Annotated in this window: 17 protein-coding genes; 16 read left to right on the top strand and 1 reads right to left on the bottom strand. The window is 51.7% G+C overall.

All coding sequences use genetic code 11. The features are described from left to right. Nucleotides 1-53 precede the first annotated feature (53 nt). From LG201_RS12585 to LG201_RS12640, 12 genes are all read left to right on the top strand, one after another. On the top strand, nt 54-1,724 hold the full coding sequence (locus LG201_RS12585; RefSeq protein WP_226772552.1) for a DUF2341 domain-containing protein: 1,671 nt from the start codon (nt 54-56) through the stop codon (nt 1,722-1,724). Between the two features lie 11 nt (nt 1,725-1,735). Further along, a complete protein-coding gene (locus LG201_RS12590; RefSeq protein WP_226772553.1) occupies nt 1,736-2,143 on the top strand; it encodes an ExbD/TolR family protein in 408 nt (135 codons plus the stop codon). Nucleotides 2,144-2,146: 3 nt separating this feature from the next. Continuing rightward, entirely contained in the window at nt 2,147-2,551 is a 405-nt protein-coding gene (locus LG201_RS12595) for an ExbD/TolR family protein (RefSeq protein WP_226772554.1), read from the top strand. Beyond that, a complete protein-coding gene (locus LG201_RS12600; protein ID WP_226772555.1) occupies nt 2,551-3,261 on the top strand; it encodes a TonB C-terminal domain-containing protein in 711 nt (236 codons plus the stop codon). The genes LG201_RS12595 and LG201_RS12600 overlap by 1 nt, the downstream gene beginning before the upstream one ends. A gap of 70 nt (nt 3,262-3,331) precedes the next feature. Beyond that, nucleotides 3,332-4,957 carry a putative porin gene (locus LG201_RS12605; protein WP_226772556.1) on the top strand — a complete coding sequence of 542 codons (1,626 nt, stop codon included), beginning with the start codon at nt 3,332-3,334 and terminating at the stop codon, nt 4,955-4,957. Nucleotides 4,958-4,965: 8 nt separating this feature from the next. Further along, nucleotides 4,966-5,628: a hypothetical protein gene (locus LG201_RS12610; RefSeq protein WP_226772557.1), complete on the top strand. Its 663-nt coding sequence runs from the start codon at nt 4,966-4,968 to the stop codon at nt 5,626-5,628. Between the two features lie 228 nt (nt 5,629-5,856). Next, nucleotides 5,857-7,329 (top strand): choice-of-anchor I family protein, encoded by a 1,473-nt coding sequence (locus LG201_RS12615; protein ID WP_226772558.1) that lies wholly within the window; start codon nt 5,857-5,859, stop codon nt 7,327-7,329. 69 nt (nt 7,330-7,398) lie between these two features. After that, a complete protein-coding gene (locus LG201_RS12620; protein ID WP_226772559.1) occupies nt 7,399-8,073 on the top strand; it encodes a lamin tail domain-containing protein in 675 nt (224 codons plus the stop codon). 127 nt (nt 8,074-8,200) lie between these two features. Then, the gene (locus LG201_RS12625; RefSeq protein WP_226772560.1) at nt 8,201-8,692 is read left to right on the top strand and encodes an FxDxF family PEP-CTERM protein; all 492 of its coding nucleotides are present in this window, start codon (nt 8,201-8,203) and stop codon (nt 8,690-8,692) included. A gap of 226 nt (nt 8,693-8,918) precedes the next feature. After that, on the top strand, nt 8,919-9,449 hold the full coding sequence (locus LG201_RS12630; RefSeq protein ID WP_226772561.1) for an FxDxF family PEP-CTERM protein: 531 nt from the start codon (nt 8,919-8,921) through the stop codon (nt 9,447-9,449). A 197-nt stretch (nt 9,450-9,646) separates the two neighbouring features. Continuing rightward, entirely contained in the window at nt 9,647-10,153 is a 507-nt protein-coding gene (locus tag LG201_RS12635) for an FxDxF family PEP-CTERM protein (protein WP_226772562.1), read from the top strand. Between the two features lie 168 nt (nt 10,154-10,321). Further along, a complete protein-coding gene (locus LG201_RS12640) occupies nt 10,322-11,458 on the top strand; it encodes a sugar phosphate nucleotidyltransferase (RefSeq protein WP_226772563.1) in 1,137 nt (378 codons plus the stop codon). Between the two features lie 5 nt (nt 11,459-11,463). Here the strand turns inward: LG201_RS12640 and LG201_RS12645 are convergent, their stop codons facing one another. Then, nucleotides 11,464-13,449 carry a sensor histidine kinase gene (locus tag LG201_RS12645; RefSeq protein ID WP_226772564.1) on the bottom strand — a complete coding sequence of 662 codons (1,986 nt, stop codon included), beginning with the start codon at nt 13,447-13,449 and terminating at the stop codon, nt 11,464-11,466. A 143-nt stretch (nt 13,450-13,592) separates the two neighbouring features. Between LG201_RS12645 and LG201_RS12650 the strand changes: the two genes are divergently transcribed. From LG201_RS12650 to LG201_RS12665, 4 genes are all read left to right on the top strand, one after another. After that, complete coding sequence (locus LG201_RS12650) at nt 13,593-14,321, top strand: response regulator transcription factor (protein ID WP_226772565.1); 729 nt, start codon at nt 13,593-13,595, stop codon at nt 14,319-14,321. Between the two features lie 317 nt (nt 14,322-14,638). Beyond that, a complete protein-coding gene (locus tag LG201_RS12655; RefSeq protein ID WP_226772566.1) occupies nt 14,639-20,152 on the top strand; it encodes an SdrD B-like domain-containing protein in 5,514 nt (1,837 codons plus the stop codon). After that, on the top strand, nt 20,149-24,360 hold the full coding sequence (locus tag LG201_RS12660; RefSeq protein WP_226772567.1) for an OmpA family protein: 4,212 nt from the start codon (nt 20,149-20,151) through the stop codon (nt 24,358-24,360). Before LG201_RS12655 ends, LG201_RS12660 begins: the two co-directional genes overlap by 4 nt. A 17-nt stretch (nt 24,361-24,377) precedes the next feature. Next, nucleotides 24,378-24,779, top strand: a complete 402-nt coding sequence (locus LG201_RS12665) for a hypothetical protein (RefSeq protein WP_226772568.1) — start codon at nt 24,378-24,380, stop codon at nt 24,777-24,779. Nucleotides 24,780-24,799 lie beyond the last annotated feature (20 nt).

Consider the following 24,799-nt stretch of genomic DNA (forward strand, 5'->3'; position numbering starts at 1 on the left):
CATCCGTCACATAGGAAATCTATATTACGCGCTTTGTCCTGGAGCGCGGTCCGATGTTAAGAAAGTGTTGTTTACTGCTGATGTTTATTCTGGTGCCGGGTTTGGTGCATGCTGCCTGGGATGAAGCATGGAGCAGCCGTGCCAAGGTGACGGTGAATGCGGCAGGTGTAGCAACTGCACAGGAGCAGGTGCCAGTGGTGCTGCGCCTGCACTCTGGCAATTTCGATTTTTCATCGCTCAATCTCGATGGTTCAGACTTGCGCGTTATCGCCGCAGATGACAAGACTGAACTCAAGTTTCATATCGAAAAATTTGATTCAATTAATGAGTTGGCGGTGATCTGGGTATTGCTGCCCAAGGTGGATGCCGCGGACAAGGGGGCGCATTTCTGGCTCTACTCAGGGAATGAGTCAGCCATCTCAACGGCTGATAGCCAGGATAACTGGGATAACGCTACGGTGGCGGTGTTCCATTTTGCTGAAAAAACATTCTTGCAGGATAGCCGTGGTGGCCTGGTGGCTAGCGGCACACCTGCTTTACAAAAAGCTGCATTGATTGGTGAAGCCGCCATTTTTGCCGGGCAGGCTATCAGTATTGCAGCCAATCCCTCATTAGCACTGAGTGCTGCGCAGGGATTGACTTATTCTGCCTGGATCAAGCCTGCTAATACTGCTGGTAAGGCTACCCTCTATCAGCAAGGCCCTGTGGCGTTTCAAGTCGCAGATGGCAAGCTGGAGATGAAGGTGGGTAATGTAAGTATCTCTGGTGGTGAGGTCAAGCCCGCTACTTGGCAGCATGTGGCAGTGACCATTGGTGCAGGCAAGGCAGTGCTTTACCTCAATGGTGCAGTTGTTGCCAATGGTGATGCGTCCCTGACTGATGTGCAGGATGCCGTGCAGGTGGGCGCGGGCTACCAGGGTGAGTTGGATGAACTGGAGCTGGCCAATACTGCGCGTAGTGCAGACTGGATCAAGCTGGCTGCAACCGGACAAAGTATGGACAGCCAGTTGCTCAAGGTTCAGGCTGCCGATGCTGAGGCTGAAGAAGAGGGTGGTTCATCCCACTTCATGGTGCTGTTCCATAGCCTGACCGTGGATGCCTGGGTGGTGATTGTCATCCTGACCATCATGTTTGTCATCAGTGTGGTGGTGATGGTGGCCAAGGCCAGGCAGGTGGTGCTGATCGACAAAGCCAATCGTATTTTTCTTAAGCTGTTCAACGAAGCCGGCAATGCGCAGTTGCTGGAACTGGATAAAGCAGCCAATACAGGTGCTTCTACACTGGCACGGCTATATATGGCAGGTCTGCGTGAAATCCGCAAACGTTATACCGCAGATGGGCAGTTATCACTCAGTGGTGCTTCCATGGATGCGATCAAGGCGGCGATTGATGCAGACCTGATCCGCGAGAACAAAAGCCTTAATGCCAATATCGTCCTGCTGACCATTGCCATCTCAGGCGGCCCGTTCCTTGGCCTATTGGGTACCGTGATCGGGGTCATGATCACTTTTGCAGAAATTGCAGCGGCAGGCGATGTGAATGTCAACGCGATTGCGCCTGGGATTGCCGCAGCATTGATGGCAACGGTGGCAGGCCTGGCGGTGGCGATTCCTGCGCTGTTTGGCTACAACTACCTCTCCAGCCGTATCAAGAATATCAATACCGACATGCAGATATTCGTCGATGAATACGTGACCCGCGTGGCCGAGCTTTACGGCAAGTAAGCGGAGCGACCATGGCAGATATCAAGGAAGACAACCAGCCCTATGACGAGATCAATATCACGCCGATGCTTGATCTCGCCTATGTGCTGCTGGTGATCTTCATCATCATGACCACGGCATCGGTACAAGGCGTCAAGGTAGAGATCCCCCAGACCAAGGCTACGGGTAACCTGGCCAAGCCGGATATCCGTGGCATCACCATCACCAGTGAAGGGGATGTCTACCTGGATGCGTATCCGGTGGATATGGCCATGCTGGAGCAGCGCCTGGGGGAATATAAATCCAATAATCCTGACCTGCCGGTTGTGCTGAAGGGCGATGCCGCCGCGCATTACGAAAAAGTCTCCGCCGTGCTGGAAGTCTGCAAGAAGCTGGGCATCACCGAAGTAGGCCTAGTCACCAAGAAGGCAGAGGGATAAACCATGCAGATACAAGACGACAGCAAACCCTACGATTCCATCAACATCACGCCGATGCTGGACCTGGCTTATGTGCTGCTGGTGATCTTCATTTTGATGACCACTGCCTCGGTGCAGGGCCTCACCATGAATCTACCCAAGCCATCCAATAAACCCAGCACCGAGCAGCATGAGGTCAAGATCGTGCAGGTGCAGGAAACCGGGACCATCATGCTCAACGGCATGGGGGTGAGCTTGGCTGAGCTGGAAAGCCAGCTCAATGCGGCACGTGCCAGAGACCCCAAGTTCTCCGTGATGATCAAGGGTGAGGCGCGAGCGCCGTATGCCGGCATTGTGTCCGTGGTGGACCTGGTGACACGGATGCAGATCGAGAATGTGGGGCTGGTGACTTCAAGGATAGGCACTTGATGGCAACAGATATGAAAGATTGGCAGGCCGAGCATGGCAATGAACCTGGCAAGACAGCGCTATGGAAACGGGCGATTTTATGGTTGCTCGGAGTAGTGCTATTAGGGGCGATGGTATGGGGAGTTGTCAGCCTGATCTCCAGCAAGCCAGGCCCGAAAAAACCAGCGGTCACTACCATCAAGATTTTGCCGGATACACCGCCGCCACCTCCTCCCCCGCCCAAGGAGCCGCCAAAAGAGCAACCCAAGGAAGAGCCGAAGGAAATCAAGGTAGAGCAACCCAAGCCAGTGGATGCGCCACCTGAGCCGCAGAACCTGAAGATGGAAGGCGATGCTGGCGATGCCCCCAGTGCTTTTGGTGCTGGCAAGGTTAACAGCGATTACAGCGGTGGCGATGTGGGCGTGAAAATCGGCGGTAACAAGAGCCTGGCGGCCTATGCCTGGTACACAGGCAAGATCAAGCGGCAGATTGAAGAGGCCATCGCCACTCAGCCCGAGCTGGCACGTGAGCAATACAAGCTGGTGGTATCACTCTGGCTGGACAAGGACGGGCGCGTTGAAAGGTTGGAGCTGCAGTCTTCCACCGGTGACCAGAAAAAGGACGACTTGCTGCGCAAGGCCTTGCAGGCTATCACCCGGATTGCTGAGGCACCACCTGACGATATGCCTCAACCGGTGAAATTAAGAATTACCGCAAAGAGCGCAGGTTAAGGCGCTCACAGATTAACACCCTCAGTTGCAACGATAAGAAGCAGTGACGAGAACAAAGGCAGAACGATAGATGAATAAGACACAAGGGATAATCACATGGCTGGCACTCTGGGTGGCAATCATCACTCCGTTGCACGCGGTGGCAGGGGAGCGTGAGTCACTGGAGCAATTACGCAGCACGACCGTGGGCTTGATCGAGGCCTTGGTGCAGGAAGGTATCCTCTCCAAGGAAAAGGCCGAGGGCCTGATTCGCAAGGCCGAGAATGCCCGGCAAACGGAAACGGGCAATGAGCATGCTCTGGCAACAGGGGCCGCTTTGGCTGGTGCGGCTAATGATGGAAGTGTGGTACGGGTGCAATATGTGCCTGAATTTGTTAAGCAGCAACTGCGGGCCGACATTGAAAAAGACGTGATGGCCAAGCTTAATTACCATGTGGAAGAAGAGCGGCTCAAGCTGCCAAGCTGGCTGGACCGGATTTCGTTTGAGGGTGATATACGCTTGCGTTATGAGCCAGTGCGTTTTTCCGAACGTAATGCCTCTGAGGCATCCTTAGGCTCAGATCCATCACGCCAGGTCATGATACCCAACAGCACACAGGATCAGGATAGATATCGGGTACGTGCACGTTTTGGTGTGAATGCCAAAATCAGTGATTGGCTCAGCGCGGGCATCCGTATGACTAGTGGGCATATGGATAACCCTTTGTCGCCCAATCAATCCATAGACATCCGGGCTGCGAAGCTGGATTGGGGGTTGGATCGGGTGTTTATTACTGCCAAGCCGTATAGTTGGATGACAGTCAGCGCAGGGCGTTTTGCTAACCCCTTCTTTTCTTCCGATATGGTGTGGGACAGATCACTGGCTTTTGATGGTGCCGCTGCGACATTCTTGCCCAAGTTCAACGATAGTCTGAGCGGTTTTGGCACTATAGGTGCCTTCCCGATTGATCAGGTGCAAAAGGGCGCGTTGAATAAAGCCGAGGATAAATGGATTCTCGGTGCTCAGGCTGGGATCGAATGGACCAGCCCCAACAAGTCATCTGCCAAGCTTGGCCTGGCTTTTTATGACTTCAAGCATGTTGAGGGCATTGCAAATCAGATGGATGGCTTCGACTCGCGTTACAACGGCACGGTGATGCCTTATCGGCAGAAAGGGAATAACACCTTTGATATAAACCGCTCTGGCAGCACTGTAGGTACTTGTGGAATTAGGACAACGCTAGATGCTTACACCAATACTGGCTGTGGCCTGGCCTCCAAGTTTCAGGTCCTTAACCTGACGGGTCAGCTAGACCTTGCAGCATTTGACCCGGTGCATGTGATTTTGCAGGGGGATTATGCAGTGAATATTGGTTTTGATCAGCAAGAGATATTTCGCCGTACCAATGTCCTGTATGAAAAAGAAAACCAGGCTTATCAGCTCAAGTTGATTGTGGGTATGCCGGAAATGCGCGAAAGGAATGATTGGCAGGTATTTGGCGCTTATAAAAAGCTGGAAGCTGATGCGGTTATGGATTCATTTACCGACTCAGACTTTCACCTAGGAGGCACCAATGCCAAGGGCTTTATCCTAGGCGGTAATTACGGCATTGATAAAAACACCTGGCTCACAGCTCGCTGGCTCAGCACTCGCGAAATCACTGGCATGCCGCTGGCCATAGATGTGTTCCAGTTTGATATAACAACCAGGTTCTGATGATGTGTATGTTGAAAATTGCAGGGTTAAAGCATGGTGTCATGGCGTGTGTCATTCTTGTGCTTGGCGCTATGTCACTGCCGATAATGGCTGCTGATAAGGATAAAGCTTCCAAGCAGCAAGAACGCCGTATGCGGCAGATGATGCAGCAGGTACAAGCGGAGAAGGATCAATTACAAAGCCAATTTGAACAGGAGAAGGTCAAGCTGCAGGAAGAAGCCAAGGCGCAGGAGCAGAAAAATGTCAGTTTGCAGATTAATATTTCATCCGCCAATCGCAAGCGGACTGAGCTTGAAAATGAGCTGGAAACATTACGCAAGCAGAAATCAGAGCTTGAGGGTCTGCAGAACAACACCGTGGCTACGCTGGAAGCGACACAACACAAGCTAGAAGATGAGCGGGAGCTCAATGCCAAGAGTGCTGTGGAGCGTAAGGAGATGCAAGCATTGCTCGTGAAAAAACAGCAACAACTCAATGCCAGCAATGAGAAAAATGCCCGGCTGTATGATTTTGGTCTGCAGTTGATCCGTATTTACGAACGCCCCAGTGTGTATCAGCAGGCCATGCGCGATGAACCATTTACTCAGCTGAAACGCGTGGAGCTGGAAAACATATTGCAGGATTACAGGGACAAAATCGACGAGCAGAAAGTCACCGTAAACACACAGTAGTCCTGATCAAACTTGATGATTGATCCAGCAGGTTTCTGCCTGGAACATTATTCACCGTCTCCTCATTAACCCCGAATTTTCGGGGTATTTTTTTGCCCGTCCGATGGGACTATACCTTCACATGATCTTGTCATATTGACGGCCTAGAATCCTTCCCGATAACGCCACTATTGCCGCTCATAGGCAGTGGATCATCCATCAGACGATAAAGAATTAGGGAAACCAACAATGAAAAAACGCATTATTTCTGCTGCAATTACCCTTGCCTTTCTGCCAGCTATGGCTTCCGCCGCCAGCGCTTTAAGTGGGCTTGAAAAGCTGTGGACATATAATCATGCCAGTACCGGTGTGGCTGGCCAGACCTCTGAGATTGTCGCTTTCGACAGCTTGACCAATTCTTTATGGGTTGCTGGTGTTGCCGGGGTCGATGTTTTGCATGCCAGTAATGGCAGCCTGATTCAGCATATCAATACCAGCATTTACGGCAGCATTAATAGTGTGGCAATCCACAATGGCGTGGCTGCTTTTGCGATAGAAAACACTACTGACCGTACCCAGCCCGGTGTGGTTAAACTGTTTGATACCAGCACCCGCAGCCTGAGCGCTGGTGTGAACTCCATCAATGTTGGCGCTCTGCCCGATATGCTGACATTTACCCATGATGGCAGCAAATTGCTGGTGGCGAATGAAGGAACACCCACTAATTATTCCGGTTATGACCCAGTGGGCAGTGTCAGCATTATTGATATGAGCAACCGCGCTGTGGCGGCAACCGTGAATTTCAATCATGCAGCCGTGTCCGGCACTGATCTGCGCCCAAAATCTGTGGCTGGTATGGACTATGAGCCTGAGTACATTGCGGTGAGCAAAGATGGTAGCAAGGCTTTTGTCTCCTTGCAGGAAGCCAATGGACTGGGAGTGATCAACCTCAATACGCATCAGGCTGAGCAAGTCATTGGTCTTGGTAGCAAGGATTTCAGCCAGCCAGGAAACTATATTGACCCTTCTGACCGTGACGGCAAGATAGAGCTGCGCCCTGTCGCTGCTCGTGGCCTGTATCAACCTGATGGGATTGCTGCCTATGAGTCCAAAGGCTTGACCTATCTGGTATTAGCCAATGAAGGTGATACGCGTGAAGATGAAGCAGACAAGAAGCGCCTCGGTGGTGCGGGGGACGCCAGTCGCCTCAATATTGCTAGTCCTGATACCAAGCCTGGTGATGTCGTGACATTCGGTGCCCGTTCGTTCTCTATTCGTGACCAGGATGGCAATTTGGTATTCGATAGTGGTAACCAGCTGGATGCCAAGGCGATAGCACTTGGTATCTATGATGACGGACGAAGTGATGATAAAGGCGTGGAGCCTGAAGGCGTTGAGTTGTTAGAGATCAATGGCCGCACGATAGCGTTTATTGGGCTTGAGCGCACATTGAAGTCTGCCATCGCGGTGTACGACATTACCGATCCGACCAATGTCAGTTACCTCGACATGATAGTGACAGACGGCGATCTGGCTCCCGAAGGAATAAAGGGATATTTCCATGATGGTCATTACTACCTTTCCATTGCCAATGAAGGCACCAGCACGACAAGTTTGTACAGATTAGCCGCTGCTGTGCCAGAACCTTCCACCTGGGGCATGTTGCTCGGAGGTTTAGGCATGATGGGTTGGATGGGGTATCGCCGCCGCAACCCCCGTTAATCCTGATTGGACAAACTGTAACAGTTCTAATTATTTCTGATTGAAGCCCACGTAAAAGGAATCAAAAATATGAAAAAAGTAACAGGTCTATTGATGTTGTCCTTATTTTCCATCAGTACTTTAGCCCAGGCTGACGTACGTATCAGTGAGTGGATGTACAACACGGACAATACTGGCAGTGGTGAGTTTATTGAATTCACCAATTTTGGTGGTGGTGCCGTGGATTTCTCAAGCTGGAGCTACGATGATGACAGCCGCAACCCAGGCACAGTCAGCCTGGCCGCATTTGGCATCGTGAATGCCGGAGAGTCTGTGATCCTGACTGAATTGGATGCTAGCGTTTTTCGTAGTTTGTGGAACCTGGCAGCGGATGTGAAAGTGATAGGCAAGCTCACCACCAACCTTGGCCGTGCGGATGAAATCAACTTGTTTAATGGTACTAACCTGGTTGATCGCCTGACCTATGATGATCGCTCCAGTAACGGCCCAAGAACTACTGGCATCAGCGGGGTTCCATCAGTGTTCAGTGACGTGGGAGCTAATCATGCTTCGGCATGGGTATTTTCTGTGCCTGGGGACCAGCATGGGACTTACGTCTCGAATGCCGGGGATATAGGCAGTCCAGGGCGTAGTGCTTTTATTACAGCGGTGCCTGAGCCATCTAGCTATGCATTATTGGCTGCTGGCCTGGTCTTGATGGGATTTGTCGGTTATCGCCGCCGCCAGGATAAATTCAAGCTGTAATGTAACCCGATTAGTCCTAATGGACTAAGGGAAAACACCAGTTAGGCGGTGCGTGAGCTTGGATCTGCCGTTATAATGGACTCAGATTTAATAACAAAAGTTTTCTTCCATTTTTAGGGGATTTACCATGAAGTTTCTGAAAAGCCTGTTGGTTTCTGTTGCGTTCATAGCGGCAGCTTCTAGCGCAAATGCTGCAAATTACAATTGGGGTGTACTGAGTGATGGTGATTCCTATGAGGAATATACTGTTTCTGCAGGTGATTTTCTTGACACTATTACCTTCACTATTGGCCAAGAGTCTGTTGCGGACTTCGGTGCTGGTGTTCTGAATGTAGTGGTTGGTAAAAAGCAATTCCAGTTTATTGAAAACCTGGCTGTATCTTTGTTTGATGTTGAAGATAATCAACTTGGTTCTGGCCTGAATTTCACAGTTGATACACTGACTGCTGGTACTTACACTCTGAAAATTACTGGTTTCGCAAAAGGTACACTTGCTGAAGCTGGTAAGTATGGCGTAGGCGTGACTATTGCCGCTGTTCCAGAGCCAAGCAGCGTAGCAATGTTGCTGGTTGGTTTTGCTGCTCTGGGTGCTGTTGCTCGCCGTCGCAAGACTCTGTAATTGTAATAAATACCTAGCATCGATTTTTCGATGTAATGAAAAAAACGGCACCTTCGGGTGCCGTTTTTGCATGGGGGGTGTTTATTTTGGAGCATTGTTAGTCCAATCAGACCATACCATTAGTCCATTCGGCCCCAAGACAAATCTTGCTGAATGAATATAATGGAATCTCGTGTTTGATATAACTTTTAATGTTTTTTAAACCATTAATTTTAGGGGATTTACCATGAACTTCTTGAAGTCTATTCTGGTTTCTGTGGCGCTCTTAGTTGCAGCTTCCAGTGCAAATGCTGCAACTGGTACATATACAGATTTAGGTAAAATTGCTGTACTGGACATCGCTGAGATTGATCTCGGGTTGAACGCTTACACAGCGACTGTTAAGCCTGTAGGTGAGTTTAACCATTCTTTCATTTTTACATTGCCTGAACTAGCTGATGTTAGTGCAACTTTGAACAACATTGTTGTACAGTTCCCAGGGTTTGATGTGTTCAATATTGCTGGCGCTACCTATAGCATTCTTAACTCTTCAAATGATGTGCTTGGAAGTGCTGCTGCTGGTACTTCCTTCAATGTAAGTGGTTTGGCTGCTGGTCAATATACATTCAATGTTGTAGGTACAACGACCGGTATTGCTGGTGGTACTTACGGTTTTGCTATCAATGTAACTCCAGTACCAGAGCCAAGCAGCGTAGCAATGCTGCTGGTTGGTTTTGCTGCTCTGGGCGCTGTTGCTCGCCGTCGCAAGACTCTGTAATTGTAATAAATACCCTAGCATCGATTTGTTTCGATGTGATGACAAAAACGGCACCTCAGGGTGCCGTTTTTGTTTTATAAATCATCATGATTGATTACTTATATAAGAATAATTATTAATTCTTTGGATATTGGGTAATGCAGGTATAATTCAGTCGGGGGGAATTTTCATCATAGTAATCATAAAAAGGAGTTCGTATGAATATTCTCAAAAATCTGCTGGTTTCTGTGGCGCTCTTAGTCGCGGCTTCCGGTGCAAATGCAGCTGATGTAGTAGATCTGGGTGAGCTGAATGCTGGTATTAACACATACGGTACTACCGTAGCTGCTAATACAGAATTCAATCACACTTTCAATTTCAGTCTTGCTGATGTAAGCAGCGTGAATTTCTCGCTGGACAAGCTGGTTCTGAACAACGGTTCTACCAGTGTGTACAACTTCACTAGCCTGACTTACTCTTTGTTCAGCAGCAGTGATAACAGCCAATTGGCATTCGCAACATCTAATGGTGAGTTTTCCTTTGCTGCACTTGCAGCAGGTAACTACTACATTGACGTTGCAGGCAAGTCTAGTGGTGTAGCTGGTGGTATCTACAGCGGCTCTATCAATGTGGCTGCTGTACCTGAGCCAAGCAGCGTTGCAATGCTGATGATTGGTTTTGCTGCACTGGGCGCTGTTGCTCGTCGTCGCAGAAACAAGCTGTAATCAAGCAATTGATTAAGTAGTACGTAATATGAACGGCGCCTCTGGCGCCGTTTTTTTATGTCTGGAAATTGTGTACCGCCTTGCTCAAAGGTGGTCTGCATCGTCACGTGCGTGTCATCTGCTTCCATTAGTCTGCCATCTATCCAATCAGAAAAATCAGGTGTATTGATGAAGGCAATGATTCTCGCTGCAGGTAAAGGCACTCGTATACGCCCACTGACGTATGAGCTCCCCAAACCCATGATCCCTATTATGGGAAAACCGGTGATGGAATATCTAGTTGAGTTGCTGGCAAAACATGGTGTTAAGCAAATCATGGTCAATCTCAGTCATTTACCTCAACGCATAGAACATTATTTTGGTGATGGTCGGCGCTTTGGCGTTGAAATTGGCTATTCATTTGAGGGGTATATCCAGAAGGATGAAATGGTGCCGTTTGCCCTGGGTTCGGCTGGAGGCATGCGAAAAATCCAGGATTTTGGCGGATTTTTTGATGAAACCACGGTGGTGTTGTGTGGTGACGCTATGATTGATCTTGATATCACAGCAGCGGTACAGGAGCACAAACGCCGTGGCGCAATGGTCAGCTTGGTGGCAAAGGAAATGCCGTGGGAAGAGGTTTCCAGTTATGGTGTCATCGTTGCGGATGAAGATGGCCGGATTATCTCGTTTCAAGAAAAACCATCACTGGCGGAAGCGCGTTCCAATTTAATCAATACGGGTATTTATATATTTGAACCGGAAGCGTTAAATCTCATACCGGAGGGGCAGATTTTTGATATTGGCGCAGATTTGTTTCCATTGCTGGTAGAAAGTGGCGTCACGTTTCATGCAATAACGCAGGCATTTAACTGGATAGATATCGGCAAGGTCGCGGATTATTGGCATGCGATGCAGCGCGTCATGCTTGGTGAAGTGGAGGGAATTCATATGCCAGGACGTGAAATCCGCCCTGGAGTATGGGTGGGCCTGAACACGCATATTGATTGGCGCGGAACGCAGATCGAAGGCCCCGTTTATATTGGTTCGGGGACTTGTATAGAGGCGGGATGCCAGATTGTCGGGCCTACATGGATCGGGCATGGGTGTTATATACATGAAGATGTGAAGTTAACGCGTAGCATCCTGTTTGAACATACACGCGTCAGGGAGGCTGTGGAGTTTGATGAGCAGATAGTGGTCGGTGATTATTGTGTTTCCAAGCACGGCAAGACTATCCGCAGTAACGAAGTGGGTCTGGAATGGATATGGTGTGATGCACGCGTGATGGATGTTATGGAACATCATGCCGCTATGGCATCTTGAGATGTTCAGCTTGCAGGCGTAATGCGTGGCAGAGTCAGCCTGAAGCAAGTGCCAAATCCAGCTTCACTGCGCACACTTAGTAAACCGCCATGTTTTTCCGCGATCATGCGAGCCACATGCAGGCCAAGTCCGGTGCCGCTCACAGTCGCAGTTGAGTCGAGGCGGGTATATTTATCGAAAATTCTTTCTTGCTGATCGGCTGCAATACCTGCGCCAAAATCCTCAATCTCCAGATGACAGAAGTGGTGACCATGGAATACTCGCGCAATCACGGGGCTGTCGGCTGGGGAGTATTTAAGTGCATTATCGATGAGGTTGGAGATCACCAGATTGATCAGGTATTGATCGCAGCGTACATGGGCTGTGGTGTCTGATAGTTCGGTTTCTATACGACGGTAACTGAGTTCCTGATAGTGATCCACAGTGATTTGTACCAGTTGCCCGAGATCACATATTTCCTGCTGATTAACCTGGTCTGATCCCAGCGAATCCAGTTTGTCGATGGTGAGGAAATTGTCAATCATGCGACTCATGCGTTGGGTCGCGCGGCGGATCTTTTTCATGGCCGCATCAAGGATGGCCATGGTTTCTGTAGTAGGGGTATCGGGCTTTAGTAATGACAAGCGCTGAGAGGTGGTGTCGATAATTGCCAGCGGCGTGCGGAATTCATGGGATGCCATGGCAAAGAACTCCCTTTGTGCGGCCATCAATTCTTTTTTTCTTGCGAGCGTCACTTCAAGCACACTTTGTAATGCTTGCCTTTCACTGATTTCTTTGTTGAGTTCCTCATTTGCATGCGCCAATTCTTTGGTACGTTCTTCAACGCGCAGGTCTAATAGCCTTTGATTTTCTTTGGACAATTCCAAGGCCATATCTTTTGCATGAAGCTTTTTTTCTGCCTCATGCTTGGCCACATAAACTAGTCCTAGTGTAGTTAATATCAACGACAACAATGGCCATAAGATCATATTGTCCATCACGGTGTTTTGTGGGCCGAGTGGCACACCAATGTTGTGAAACATGGCGGGCATTAATGGCAGGAAGCCGAACCAGATGGCGAGTATGAATAAAAGCTTGTCATAGTGCTTGGCCAGTAACAATTTGATGCTGGCAAAAAATAATAGGGCTAGCCCTAGTAACGCCGAACCATTGATGGCCAATCCAGAAAATGGGCATAGACCTGTGATGACGCCGACAAACATCACCAGCTCAAAGCCAATCAGGAGATAAATAATTTTCATCAGCCTGGGATGGTGTTGCTCCAACTGAAATAATCCGCTGTAAAAAAGCAGGACTATGGCCATGAACAAGAAATTCAAAGACTTCTGGACGGCATCTGCCAGCAAAGGTGCCAACTCAAAAGATATCTGGGCGGTACCTGCCAGGTATGCCTGCATCATGCTGGTGATGGATTGATAGAGTGAATACAGAATGAAAATCTTGTGGCGCAACCATACCCAGAGGATGAGGGCAAAGAATGCCAAGAATAAACGCACTCCATAATAAGCACCAATCAATGTATCTGAGCGGTCATGGCTACTAATGAAATTTCGTGGCTCCCACACAGTGGCGTGAAAGTTAATGACATTGGTGGATTTCAGCCGCACATAATAGGTTTGTGCTATGTCAGTAGTGGGGTATAAGGGGAAAATAAAATTGCGATGTAAAATTGGTCGAACTGCTACTGGTTGATGATCACCTAAGTGCATGTTGGCAAAACTGCCATCGGCTTGCGGTATAAATAGCTGGATATCATCAAGAATTGCCGGAGAGATTTCCAGCCAATACTCAGTGCTTGCCGGGCGTGAGAACGCCAAGGTAAATTTCATCCAGATGGCATCTTTGGTATATCCTGCATTCCAGTTGTAGGGCATGGCAGTAAATTGCCCCGCTTTATCCTGCGCTATGATGTCTTGCAGTGATAATGTTGCGCTGGGATCTCGCAGGTAGGAGACTGCATGCATTTTATCAAGCGCAATACCGTCCTGCATTTTGTTTGGCACCTGCAGCGCATAGGCATGCTGGGTGCACAATAGGCAGATAAATAAAACAATGCGGAAAAATGAGATTAGCAAAGGCGTGCGTGTCGTGTTAATAATTGGGCATATAGGTTTTGGTGGATTCTATACTTAAATTGAATATTTCTACGGATTTACGCATCATTCTGGTCGAGGATGATTTCGACCTCAGGGAAGAAACCGAGCTGGGATTACGTGCCTTGGGTATTGATACCACCGGTGTGCCTGATGCTGCGGGCTTGTACCGCGAGCTGGTCAACAAGAAATACGATATCGCAGTCCTGGATATCGGATTGCCTGGTGAAGATGGGCTTTCCATCCTCAGGCACTTGAGGGCATCAGGCAATATGGGGATTGTCATGCTAACGGCGCGCGGCAATCTGGATGATCGCCTGCAGGGCCTGAATGATGGTGCCGATGCCTATATGGTCAAGCCTGTGGACCTGAAGGAGCTGGCTTCAGTCTTGCTGTCATTGTCGCGTCGATTGGCAACGCGTGAAACCAATGAAGTGCTGTCCTTGCCCGCACCGCAATCAACAAAGCTGAGCTGGAAACTCAGCAAGGTGCATTGGACCTTGATTTCTCCCGATGGCCTTTCCATTCCGCTCACTCCCAAGGAATATACCTTTCTCAGTCGGTTGGTGGAGAAGTGCGGAGAGCCAGTACCAAAATCTCATATTATTCATGCATTTGGCGGAGATATTGATGATTTTGATTTTCACCGTGTGGAAGTGATCATTTCCCGTTTACGGCGTAAAGGCAAGGCAATTACCGGTGAGTTGCTGCCAATCAAGGCTTTGCCAGGATTTGGTTTTTCTTTCACTGATCACTGTATTTTTTCCTGATTTTCTCCTTTCAGGCTTGGGTCTCGCGAGCCTGCATTAGTCATATAGTACTAATCCTATTGATAGAGTGTGAGTCACCCTATCCGCCCTGAGTATCAGTGCTGCCTCTCCAATCCCTGTTCCAGTCAGGGTTTACGCTCATCTTGTCTCTTGTTCTTGCAGAGCTCTCACAGTTTGACACGCATTTTTTGTGAGTATGTGTGAGTAACTGTTAATGAATCCCGTGGTGCTTATCGATAAATTCCTCCCCAGCCTATAGAGCGTCCAGCCAGGATGCCGAGGCAACAATTTCAGCCAGTGAAGTTTGGGAGATGTTTGTGCATATCAATAAAAAATGGGGACGTGTTGCGCGCATGTCTTTTGTCGCGACCATATGGCATGACCTACAGCATTGGCTGAAGAAGCCTGGTTCTTTGATGGCACAGCCTGGCGTGACGCGAACAGGGATACTTCTACAGAAAGGCCTATTCGTTGTCTTGGCAATGATGGCATTGCCAGCATTGGCTGACGTGGATGTGCTGGTGTCCAGCATTGATGATTCAGCTTATGACCCATCGCCACGCGGTGCGGTTGTCCGGTACAACATCCAGGTCAATAACAATGGCAGTGACCCTGCCACTGGGGTGGTCGTCAAGATGAGTTTTCCCCCTGCGCATGGGGTGACGATGCCGAGCGCCATCATGGCAGGTGGTAACTGTGTACTCAACGGTAGTGACATGGAGTGTAGCTACACAGGCAATTTCCCTGCCTCTGGCTCTGCGGATATCGTCCTGCAGGTGGCAACAGGTGTATCCACACCCAACACTATTGTATTGACTGCCAATATCTCGGCGACCAATGAGAGCTCAGGCAGTAGTACCAGCAATAACACGTCTACCCAGAATACGACCATCAATAACGGTGCGGATGTCCAGATCACTTCTGTCACGGGATCACCTAACCCTGTGGTGGGCGGTGGCAACCTGACCTGGAGTATAGACGGCGGCAATGTCGGCCCGAATGATGCTGTGAATCCCATGGTGACGGTGACCTTGCCGTCTTCGCTGCAATTTGTCTCCGGGAGTGGTGGTGGCTTCAATAATTGTACGGCCAGCGGCCAGGTAGTGACTTGTCGTAACACTGCTGGCATGACATCGGGTGCGACGTTCAGTGGGTTGAACCTGGTGACCAAGGTGGTTGACGTCTCTTCAGGTAACGTCATGATCACGCCACGCATATCTTCTTCCACCGCCGATCCTGATCTCAACAACAATCAGTTGGCCGCCAATCCGCCTATCACCATCAGTGCTGGCGCGGATTTACAGATTACCCAGACCGCCAATACCGTGCTTGCGATATCTGAGCAGAATGTCACATTTACCTTGCAGACCCGCAATGGAGGTCCGAGCCCAGCTAGCGGTGGTGTAACGGTCACGCATGCGCTGCCAGCAGGATTTACTTTTGTATCATCCACACAGCCTGCAAATTGGAGTTGCAGTGAGGCGTCAGGACTGGTGACATGCCTTTACTCAGGCAGTTATGCGGTGGGTGCATCCAGTACCTTGAGCATCATTGCCAAGGCACCGATAGAAAATACAGCGATCACAGCGGATATTCCAGCAACAGCAACGATTGCTGCAACTGGTGCCACGATACCAGATCCCGATACCTCGAATAATCAATCGACTGTCAATGTGAAGGTTGGCCCCAACGGATCTGTACTGCGTATCAGCAAGCAGCGGGATCCAGGTTCTGTCGTCGCACAAGGAGCATTGATCAGGAACGTCATCCGCGTGACGAATGATGGCCCAGTGGCAACCGCGGCCAATACGATCATCGCGACAGATACGCTCCAGACGCCTGCCAATGAAGAGTTCGTCCGCTATGAGACCAACAGTGGCGCATGGGAGTGCGGCAATACTGTGCCAGGAGCCAGCCCAGCCCTGGACAGTACAGTCTCTAGCGTATCTTGTACCTATGCTCCAGCACTTGCTGTTGGGGGCGTGAGCCGTGATCTGGTGATCGTGACGCGTGCAAAGGCCAGCGGCACGACGAGCAATCAGGCGGCGGTGTCTTGTGCTTCAGGTGTCAGCACCTGCTTTCCTGTAGCTCCATTGGTGGCTTCCGTGAATGTGACAGCTCCCGCTAATTCCGTTGACCTCGCCATCACAAAAACAGCCACAACAGTCGGTGGTGAGGCCACCAGGCTGGAGTTCAATGAATCCACTCTGACATATACCCTCGAAGTGCGTAACAACAGTGCTGTGGATGCGGTAGATATTGTGGTCAGGGATCCCATTCCTGGATGGCGTGCAGACACTTCTGTGGCTAACCTCAATACCATTGCCACAGTCAGCAACACGAATGGCTCGGATGCCACTTTTACCTGCGTCATTGTGGATACTTCCGTGCTGCAGTGTACCCAGAGTGCAGGCGTGCTGAAGCAGGGCGATGTGGCGAGGTTTGTCATTCCGGTCAGCCGCCCATTCAATGCGGGTAACCATCGTAATACAGCCACAGCGTCTTCTACGACGCAAGGGGATACCAATACCAGCAACAATACGGCTGGTGTCGATGTCATCATCGACCCTATTGCTGATGTGCAAATGTCCTCCAAGATTGTGACGCCGAATAATGCGCGTGCAGGCACTGATGTCAGTTATGTATTGACCTTCCGTAATAACGGACCTTCCACAGCAGCCAATGTACTGGTAAGCGATACCTTCTCCATTGGATCCAGCGATCCTGGTTTTACCGTATTGCGTATTACGCCGATTGGCTGGACTTCAGGTGCGCCGGTGTGTAGCGGGCTGGTGGTCGGCCAGAATTATGGCCCTGGTTCCAATCCAGTCTTGTCTTGCCAGGGCGGCAACCTGAACAACGGCGAGCAGCGCACGATAGAGGTGCTGGTGCGCCCGAACTGGAAGACCGGGCAACAAGAAGGACAAAACTGGGTCGTCAACAACACTGCCCGCATCACGACTACTACTCCTGAAAACGTCAATGGTACTGATGGCGGCAACAATAGCCAAAGTGCAACCCTGACCATTCAGGCTGCGGCAGTGGATTTGTTGGTGAACAATATCGACAACGTGGATCCCCTGGGCTATGACTCTGCCAACAATGGCGACAATCCACAAAATGATGTGATTTACACCATCAATGCGGTAAACAATGGGCCGTCTGTGGCAACAGGCGTCAAGTTCACCTATGCCATTACGCCGCCAGCGGGCAAGACCATTCGTTTCCTTGGCGATAGTGCCATCATGGGCGGAAATCTGGGCAATAGCATTTGTAACAATATTGGCAGTACGGTCACCGGCCCCAGCACGCTGACTGTGACATGTACCTACACTGGTGCAGAGGCTGAATTTGCCAATGCGGCAAGTCGTAACCGGTATCTGACTGTGCGGATGTTAAGTGCTCCTCCATCTTCCGGAGATGTGTACAACAGCATCGCAACGGTGATGGCGAACGAGAACGACAACAACAATAGCAATAACAGCGAGAGCGAAGCCACGACGCTGAATACCTCTGCGCCGAATAACCTGTCCTTGTCAGGCAATGTATTCGTGGATAGCAATGATAATGGGATATTCAACCGCAGCGCGGGCAATATCGAGGCTGGCATTGGTGGTGTGACCATCACGCTGTCAGGCACGACAGCTGCTGGAGAAGATATTTGTACCGTGTTGCAGAATATCCGCACGCAGAATGGCGGCAGCGCATTGCCAAGCTGCGTGGTGACGACAGATGCAGATGGTCGTTACATCTTTACCAGCTTGCCGCATTCCAATGGAGTTGGCTATACCATTACCCAAACCCAGCCAGCTGGCTATAACGATGGCAAGGATCAGGTGGGTAGCCAGGGTGCGGTTGGACATGTAGCAGGCACTATCCTGAATGCCGGTACCGATAGTTTCAATGTAGTGTTGATTGCCAGTGGTACTGGCTACAACTTCGGTGAAATTGCCACGGCAAGCGGTACGGCCAGCATCAGCGGCCATGTCTGGCTCGATGGTGATCATGACCGCAAGTTTAATAGTGGTAGTCCCAATGCGGCTGATCAGCCTAAAGCTGGCTGGACGGTCGAGTTGTTACGGAATGGTGACAAGGTTGCAGAAACCACCACCAATAGTGCTGGTGCCTATAGCTTTACCGGCTTGCAGCCTGGGTCTGGTTACCAGATTCTCTTCCGCGACCCGGTAGGTAACTTGTTGTGGGGGCAGGCGCGCCCCAACGAGCGTGGCTTGCCATTTAGCGATGAAACCATTAATGCAACAGCCAACCCCAAGGGCGCGATCAGGACCGAAGGTGGTCTGGGTGGGATCACCCTGCTGGCAGGTGACAATGTCACCGAGCATAGCTTGCCGCTTGACCCTGCCGGTGTCGTTTATGATGCAGTGACGCGCCTGCCGGTGCGTGGTGCAGTCGTCACCATCAGTGGCCCTGCGGGTTTCAACCCGGCTACCCATGTGGTGAGCGGCAATGCATCGCAGACGACAGGGGATGATGGCGCTTACCAGTTCCTGCTGAACCCTGGCTCGCCAGCGGGTGTGTATACCTTGTCCATCACCAGCTATCCAAATGGATACCTGAACCAGCCATCCACGATTATCCCGGCATGTAACGCAACCTTGCAGGTCGCTGGTACGCCAGACCCTGCGCTGGTGCAGCAAAATGATGTCGCACCAGGCGTGACGATCCAGCCCCATGACCCGACAGCTTGTGCTGTCACGACGGCGGATGGCTCGTTTGCCAATGGCAGTGGTAGCTTGGCGGCTGCCGCGACCAGGCATTACTTCAGCTTCAACCTGAATGGTGGCTCTGCCAACCTGATCAATAACCATATTCCGCTGGATCCTGGCAGCAGTGGCCTGATCCGCATTGTGAAAATCACGCCATTGGTGAATGTCGTGCGTGGTGACCTGGTGCCTTACACCATTACTGCCACCAGTACGATTGATATTGCCAGCACTGATGTCATGGATCGCTTGCCTCCTGGCTTCAAGTATCGCAGTGGCTCCGCATCCGCCAATGGCGTGCGCATCGAGCCAGAAGTGAATGGACGCGATATCACCTGGAAGAATCAAAGCTTTACGTCTGGTGAAACCAAGACATACAAGCTGATCCTGGTAGTGGGTACTGGTGTGGGCGAGGGCCAATACATCAATCAGGCCTGGGCTCAAAACAGTGGCGGGATTCTCTCCAACATCGGCTCCGCAACGGTAAAGGTCACGCCAGATCCGACCTTCGATTGTTCCGACATCATCGGCAAGGTCTTCGATGACAAGAATGCCAATGGCTATCAGGACCAAGGTGAGCCCGGCATTGCCAATGTGCGGGTAGTCACTGCACGCGGCTTGCTGGTCACCACCGATGCCGAAGGGCGCTTCCATGTGACGTGTGCCGACATCCCCAATATGGATAGGGGGGCCAACTTTGTCATGAAGCTGGATGAGCGCACGTTGCCATCAGGGTATCGCGTCACTACGGAGAATCCGCGTGACGTCCGTGTCACCCGAGGAAAAATGGTCAAGCTCAACTTTGGCGCCACCGTGCATCGCGTTGTCCGCTTGGATGTCAACGATAGCGCATTTGAGCCGGAAGCCAATGAGTTGAAGCCGCAGTGGCAGCAGGCATTCGCCGACATGGTGAAGCAACTGGATGGCCGTCCATCGGTATTACGCATTGCCTACGATCCGGGCGGTGGCGGAGAGCACCTTGCCAAGAAGCGGCTGGATAGTGTAGCCAAGGCTGCGCGCAAACTCTGGAAAGATACGCATCACAATAATAAGGATGAAGCAGCCTTCCCGCTGATCATCGAGACAGCAGTGGAGGACAAGCCATGATGAAGAAGCGAGCAATTGCTATCGCTATCAGCGTGATGATGAGCGGTGGGGCGTATGCGGAATCCTTGCTGATCAGTGATCGCAGTTATGCAGCAGACATGCTGCCGACACGTGACAGGTCAGCGTCTGATTTCGTGCAGGAAACCGGCAAACGCATCGACCATGGCCGCGTGGATTTGCATGGTATGCCAGCCCCTGCCGAACGGCAGGGGCCGACCAGTTATCCATTGCCTTCCGGCATTAGCAGCAGTGCACTGGAGCGCATGCGGGCCGCGGCGATGCATGTGCCGCAGGTTGAGCCACAAGTGTTCACGCGGCTGGTGGAGAACAATGGCGCTGCGCAGTTTGAGTCCGGCAAGGCCGATCTCACCAGCAGCTCCATTGCCGAGCTGGAGCAACTGGCTGCGCAATTGCAGGGCAAGCGCAATGTGCGCATTGATATCGCCGGGCATACGGATAGCCAGCGCTTGTCGCCGAATGCCAAGAAGATTTTTGTCGATAACCAGGGCTTGTCCGAGGCACGCTCACTTTCGGTGGCGGCATTCCTCAAGCAGAAACTGGGACTGGAGGACAAGCAGTTCAGCATCAGCGGTTATGGCGAGGGCCAGCCGCTGGCGAGCAATGACAACCCAACAGGCATGGCGCAAAACCGCCGCGTGATCATTCGTATCTGGTTTGACGAGCAGGAGGTCATCCCGGCAGCGCCAGTGGCTGTCGTGCCACCTGTACGCAGTGCCTGCGAGGCGACGACGATTGCCAAGTCTGATGCACCTTTCCGTATCAGCATTGATGGCGAACCGGTGAGCCTGGAAGAAGGTGCGCTGGAAGCGGACCGCCAACGCTGTACCGACGTGGCGCTGGAAAAAGCCGATATCCAGGTAAGGTATGACAACCTGTCTACCCTGCCACAGATGAATGTCTGGAATACCACGCGTGGCGTGGTGCGAGGCGAGGAAGCGCAATTCCGTACCTGGGCCAACTACCTGCCCTGGATCAAGCACGCAGAGATCCGCGTGTTCATGCCGGGTCAGCAAACACAGGAAAATCCGCTGGCAGTATTGCCGGTGGACTGGAATGGCGTGACCAAGTGGCAGGCCAAGGTGGAGGCGACTGAGCAGGTGATGTACCTGCTGCGCGTCTATGATGCGCAGGATCGATATGATGAAACCGTGCTCAAGCCGCTGGAAATTCTCTCCCATGCCACACCGCGCATCGAGAACGATCTGCAACCTGGCAAAGAGGAGCTGATTGGCTATGGGGAAAACAGCCTGAGCCTGCGCAATATTCCGGTCAAGGGCGGCACGGTGACGGTCAATGGCCGCTTCATCCAGCCGGGCCAGCGTATCGAAACGCTTGGCCTCAATGTGCCTGTGGATGCCAATGGCCGCTTTGCCATCAAGCAGATCATGCCGCCAGGGCCGAATAGTGTTGAGGTCAAGCTGGTGGAAGCTGATGGCGAATTTACCAGCTTCCGCCGCAACCTCAATATCGCCGATGACGACTGGTTCTATATCGCCGTTGGCGACATCACTGCGGGCAAGAACAACGTACGTGGCCCGGCACAATTGGTTACAGGCGATACCCAGCATTACGATGGCTCCAGCCATATTGATGGACGTGGTGCCTTTTACGTCAAGGGTAAGGTCAAGGGTGAGTACTTGCTGACCGCAGCAGCGGATACGCGCGAGCAGCCACTGGAACACCTGTTCTCCAACTTCTCGTCCAAGGACCCGCGCTACCTGTTGCGCAACATCAATCCCGACCTGTATTACCCGGTCTATGGTGATGACAGTACTACTGTGGACGATGCGCCAACCCAGGGCAAGTTCTACGTGAAGCTGGCACGCGGTGATTCGCACGTGATGTGGGGTAATTTCAAGACCTCATGGAGCGGTACCGAGCTATTGCAATACTCGCGCGGCCTCTATGGTGCCAATGCCAAGTATCGTTCCGACAATACCACCAAGTACGGCGAGAAAGCCACGGTGGCCGATGCCTTTGCCGCCGACCCTGGTACGCTGGGCGCGCGTGACGAGTTCCGTGGCACCGGCGGTTCGCTCTATTACTTGCGCAACCAGGCCTTGACCATGGGTTCCGAGCGTATCTGGGTGGAAATACGCGACCGCGATTCTGGCCTGGTGGTCGAGCGCAAGCTGCTGACTCCGGCGCAGGATTATGAAATCAATTACCTGCAAGGCCGACTCACCCTGCGCGAGGCGTTGAACTCCACCGGCGCTGCGCCCAGCATGATCAGCACTGCCTCCATCAACGGCAATGAGCTTTACCTGGTGGCGAACTATGAATATGTGCCAGGCCTTACCCGCGTGGACAATTTCTCCACCGGTGGGCGTGTCTCGCACTGGGTGAATGATTATCTGCAAATCGGTATTACCGGCTTCAAGCAGGGTCAGGGCATGCTTGAACAGAAGCTTAATGGCCTGGATGCAACGGTACGCTATACACCGGGTACCTTCATCAAGCTGGAAGCCGCCCATTCAGAAGGCGCGGGGGCTGGTGCACAGACCTCGCTAGATGGTGGTTTCGCCTTCAATGGCCTTACCACCAGTGGCGAGCCAGCCAAAGCTTACCGTGTAGAGGGATCGGTCGATCTGGCCGATGTGACCGACAAGGCTAAGGGGAAAGTGACAGCATACGTACAGAACCGCGAACGAGGCTTCTCCGGACCTGGCCAGATCACCACTACGGGTGAAGCGGTTGACCAGCATGGCATCAAGGCTAACGTGCAGGTGGCAGACAACACCTTTGTTGATGCCAAGGGCGATGTGCGAAAAGCGGATACGATAGACAGCCAGGCCATTGAGCTTGGTGTCCGCCAGCAGCTAAACCCAGAATGGCAGGCCGGTGTGGCGGTGCGCCAGGACGATCGCAATGTGCATGTAACCAATGCCAGCAGCCTGCTCTCGCGCAACGGCAACCGTACCGATGTGCAGGTACGGATGGATTACACCCCGGTGGATCGCGATGCCGAAGTGCAGGACGGCGAGCCTTTGCCGAAGAAAGACTGGAGTACCTATGGCTATCTGCAGGGCACGGTGGCCCGCGATGGTGAGCGCGAGGATAACAATCGCGCCGGGCTGGGCATGAGCTGGAGAATCAATGATCGCCTCAAGCTGGTAGCTGAAGGTTCACAGGGCAATCTTGGCCCAGGCGTGAAGCTAGGCGCGGATTACCGCCTGTCTGACCGCAGCAACGCTTACAGTAACTATCTGGTGGAGAATGAGCGGCCAGACAATGCCTGGCGTGGTCGCCAGGGCAGTTGGGTGACGGGGACGTCGTACCGCGTGACCGATGAAATGCGTGTGTTTGGCGAAACCCGTACCATGGATGGTTCTGGCGTGCAAAGCCTGGTCAATGCCTTTGGTCTGGATTATGCCGCCAATGATTTTTGGAACTTTGGTGTCAAGGGTGAGGCAGGCAAGGTATCGCATCCATTGTCGGGCGACATCAAGCGCAAGGCCGTGAGCTTCTCGCTGGCCTACAAGCGCGACAACACCAAGTACAGCGGCAACCTGGAATTCCGGGATGAAACCAGCAATATCACGGGTGACCGCGATACCTGGCTCATCCGCAATACCTTCGGCCACCAGGCCACGCCAGAATGGCGTTTGCTGGGCAAGTTGAACTGGTCAGTTTCCAACAACAGCCGTGGCGCGTTTTACGATGGTGATTACCATGAAATCGTGACAGGTGCTGCTTACCGACCGATTGACAATGACCGCTGGAATACCTTGTTCAAGTACACCAACTTCTATAACTTGCCGTCCCCTGGACAAGTGTCACCTTCGGGCTTCACTGCAGATTACGCGCAGCGCAGCCAGGTGTTGTCGATTGACACCATCTATGACGTCAAGCCATGGTTGTCCCTGGGTGCCAAATATGCTTTCCGCATTGGTGAGTTGAAAGACAGCAAGGTCGATGGGCAGTGGTTTTCCAGTCGGGCTGACCTGATGATCCTGCGGGCTGATTGGCACTTCGTGAAGGAATGGGATGCCGTGGTCGAACTGCGTAACCTGCGTGCGACCGAGGCCAAAGATTCCCGTGCAGGTGCATTGCTGGCGGTGTACAGGCACATGGCAGAAGGCGTCAAAGCAGGTGTGGGTTATAACTTCACCAATTACTCGGATGACCTGACCAACCTGTCGTATCGCAGTCGTGGCTTCTTCGTTAACGTGATCGGGACGATGTAAGTCTGCGGGAATCTAAAATGCGATTCGAGATTGACTACTTGAAGGAACACCATGTCAGCCGCTTGACGATGTCTGGCATCATGGTGTTGCGTGAATACCGGGGCATGATCCTGTCTATCATGGCCGAGATGGAAGCCAGACATACCCGGAAACTGATTGTCGATTTGCGCCATGTCACCCTGAGCTTGAGTTTGACTGACACGGCCACCTTACCTGACATCAATCAGGAGCTGGGAGTCGGCGATGACTACCGGGTGGCCATGATCTTCATGGAGCATTCGCCCAAGGCTACGGGGGTCAAGCTCTATGAAATTCTCGCCGCCCATAGGGGCTACGATCACAAATTGTTTACCCGCTATCCTGCAGCCCTACTATGGTTCCTGAATCAGGATAAGGAGCTTATGCGGGTTGCTATGTAGCCAAATTGATATGGCGCATT

It is taken from the genome of Methylobacillus gramineus, assembly GCF_020532675.1.
Lineage (GTDB): Bacteria > Pseudomonadota > Gammaproteobacteria > Burkholderiales > Methylophilaceae > Methylobacillus > Methylobacillus gramineus.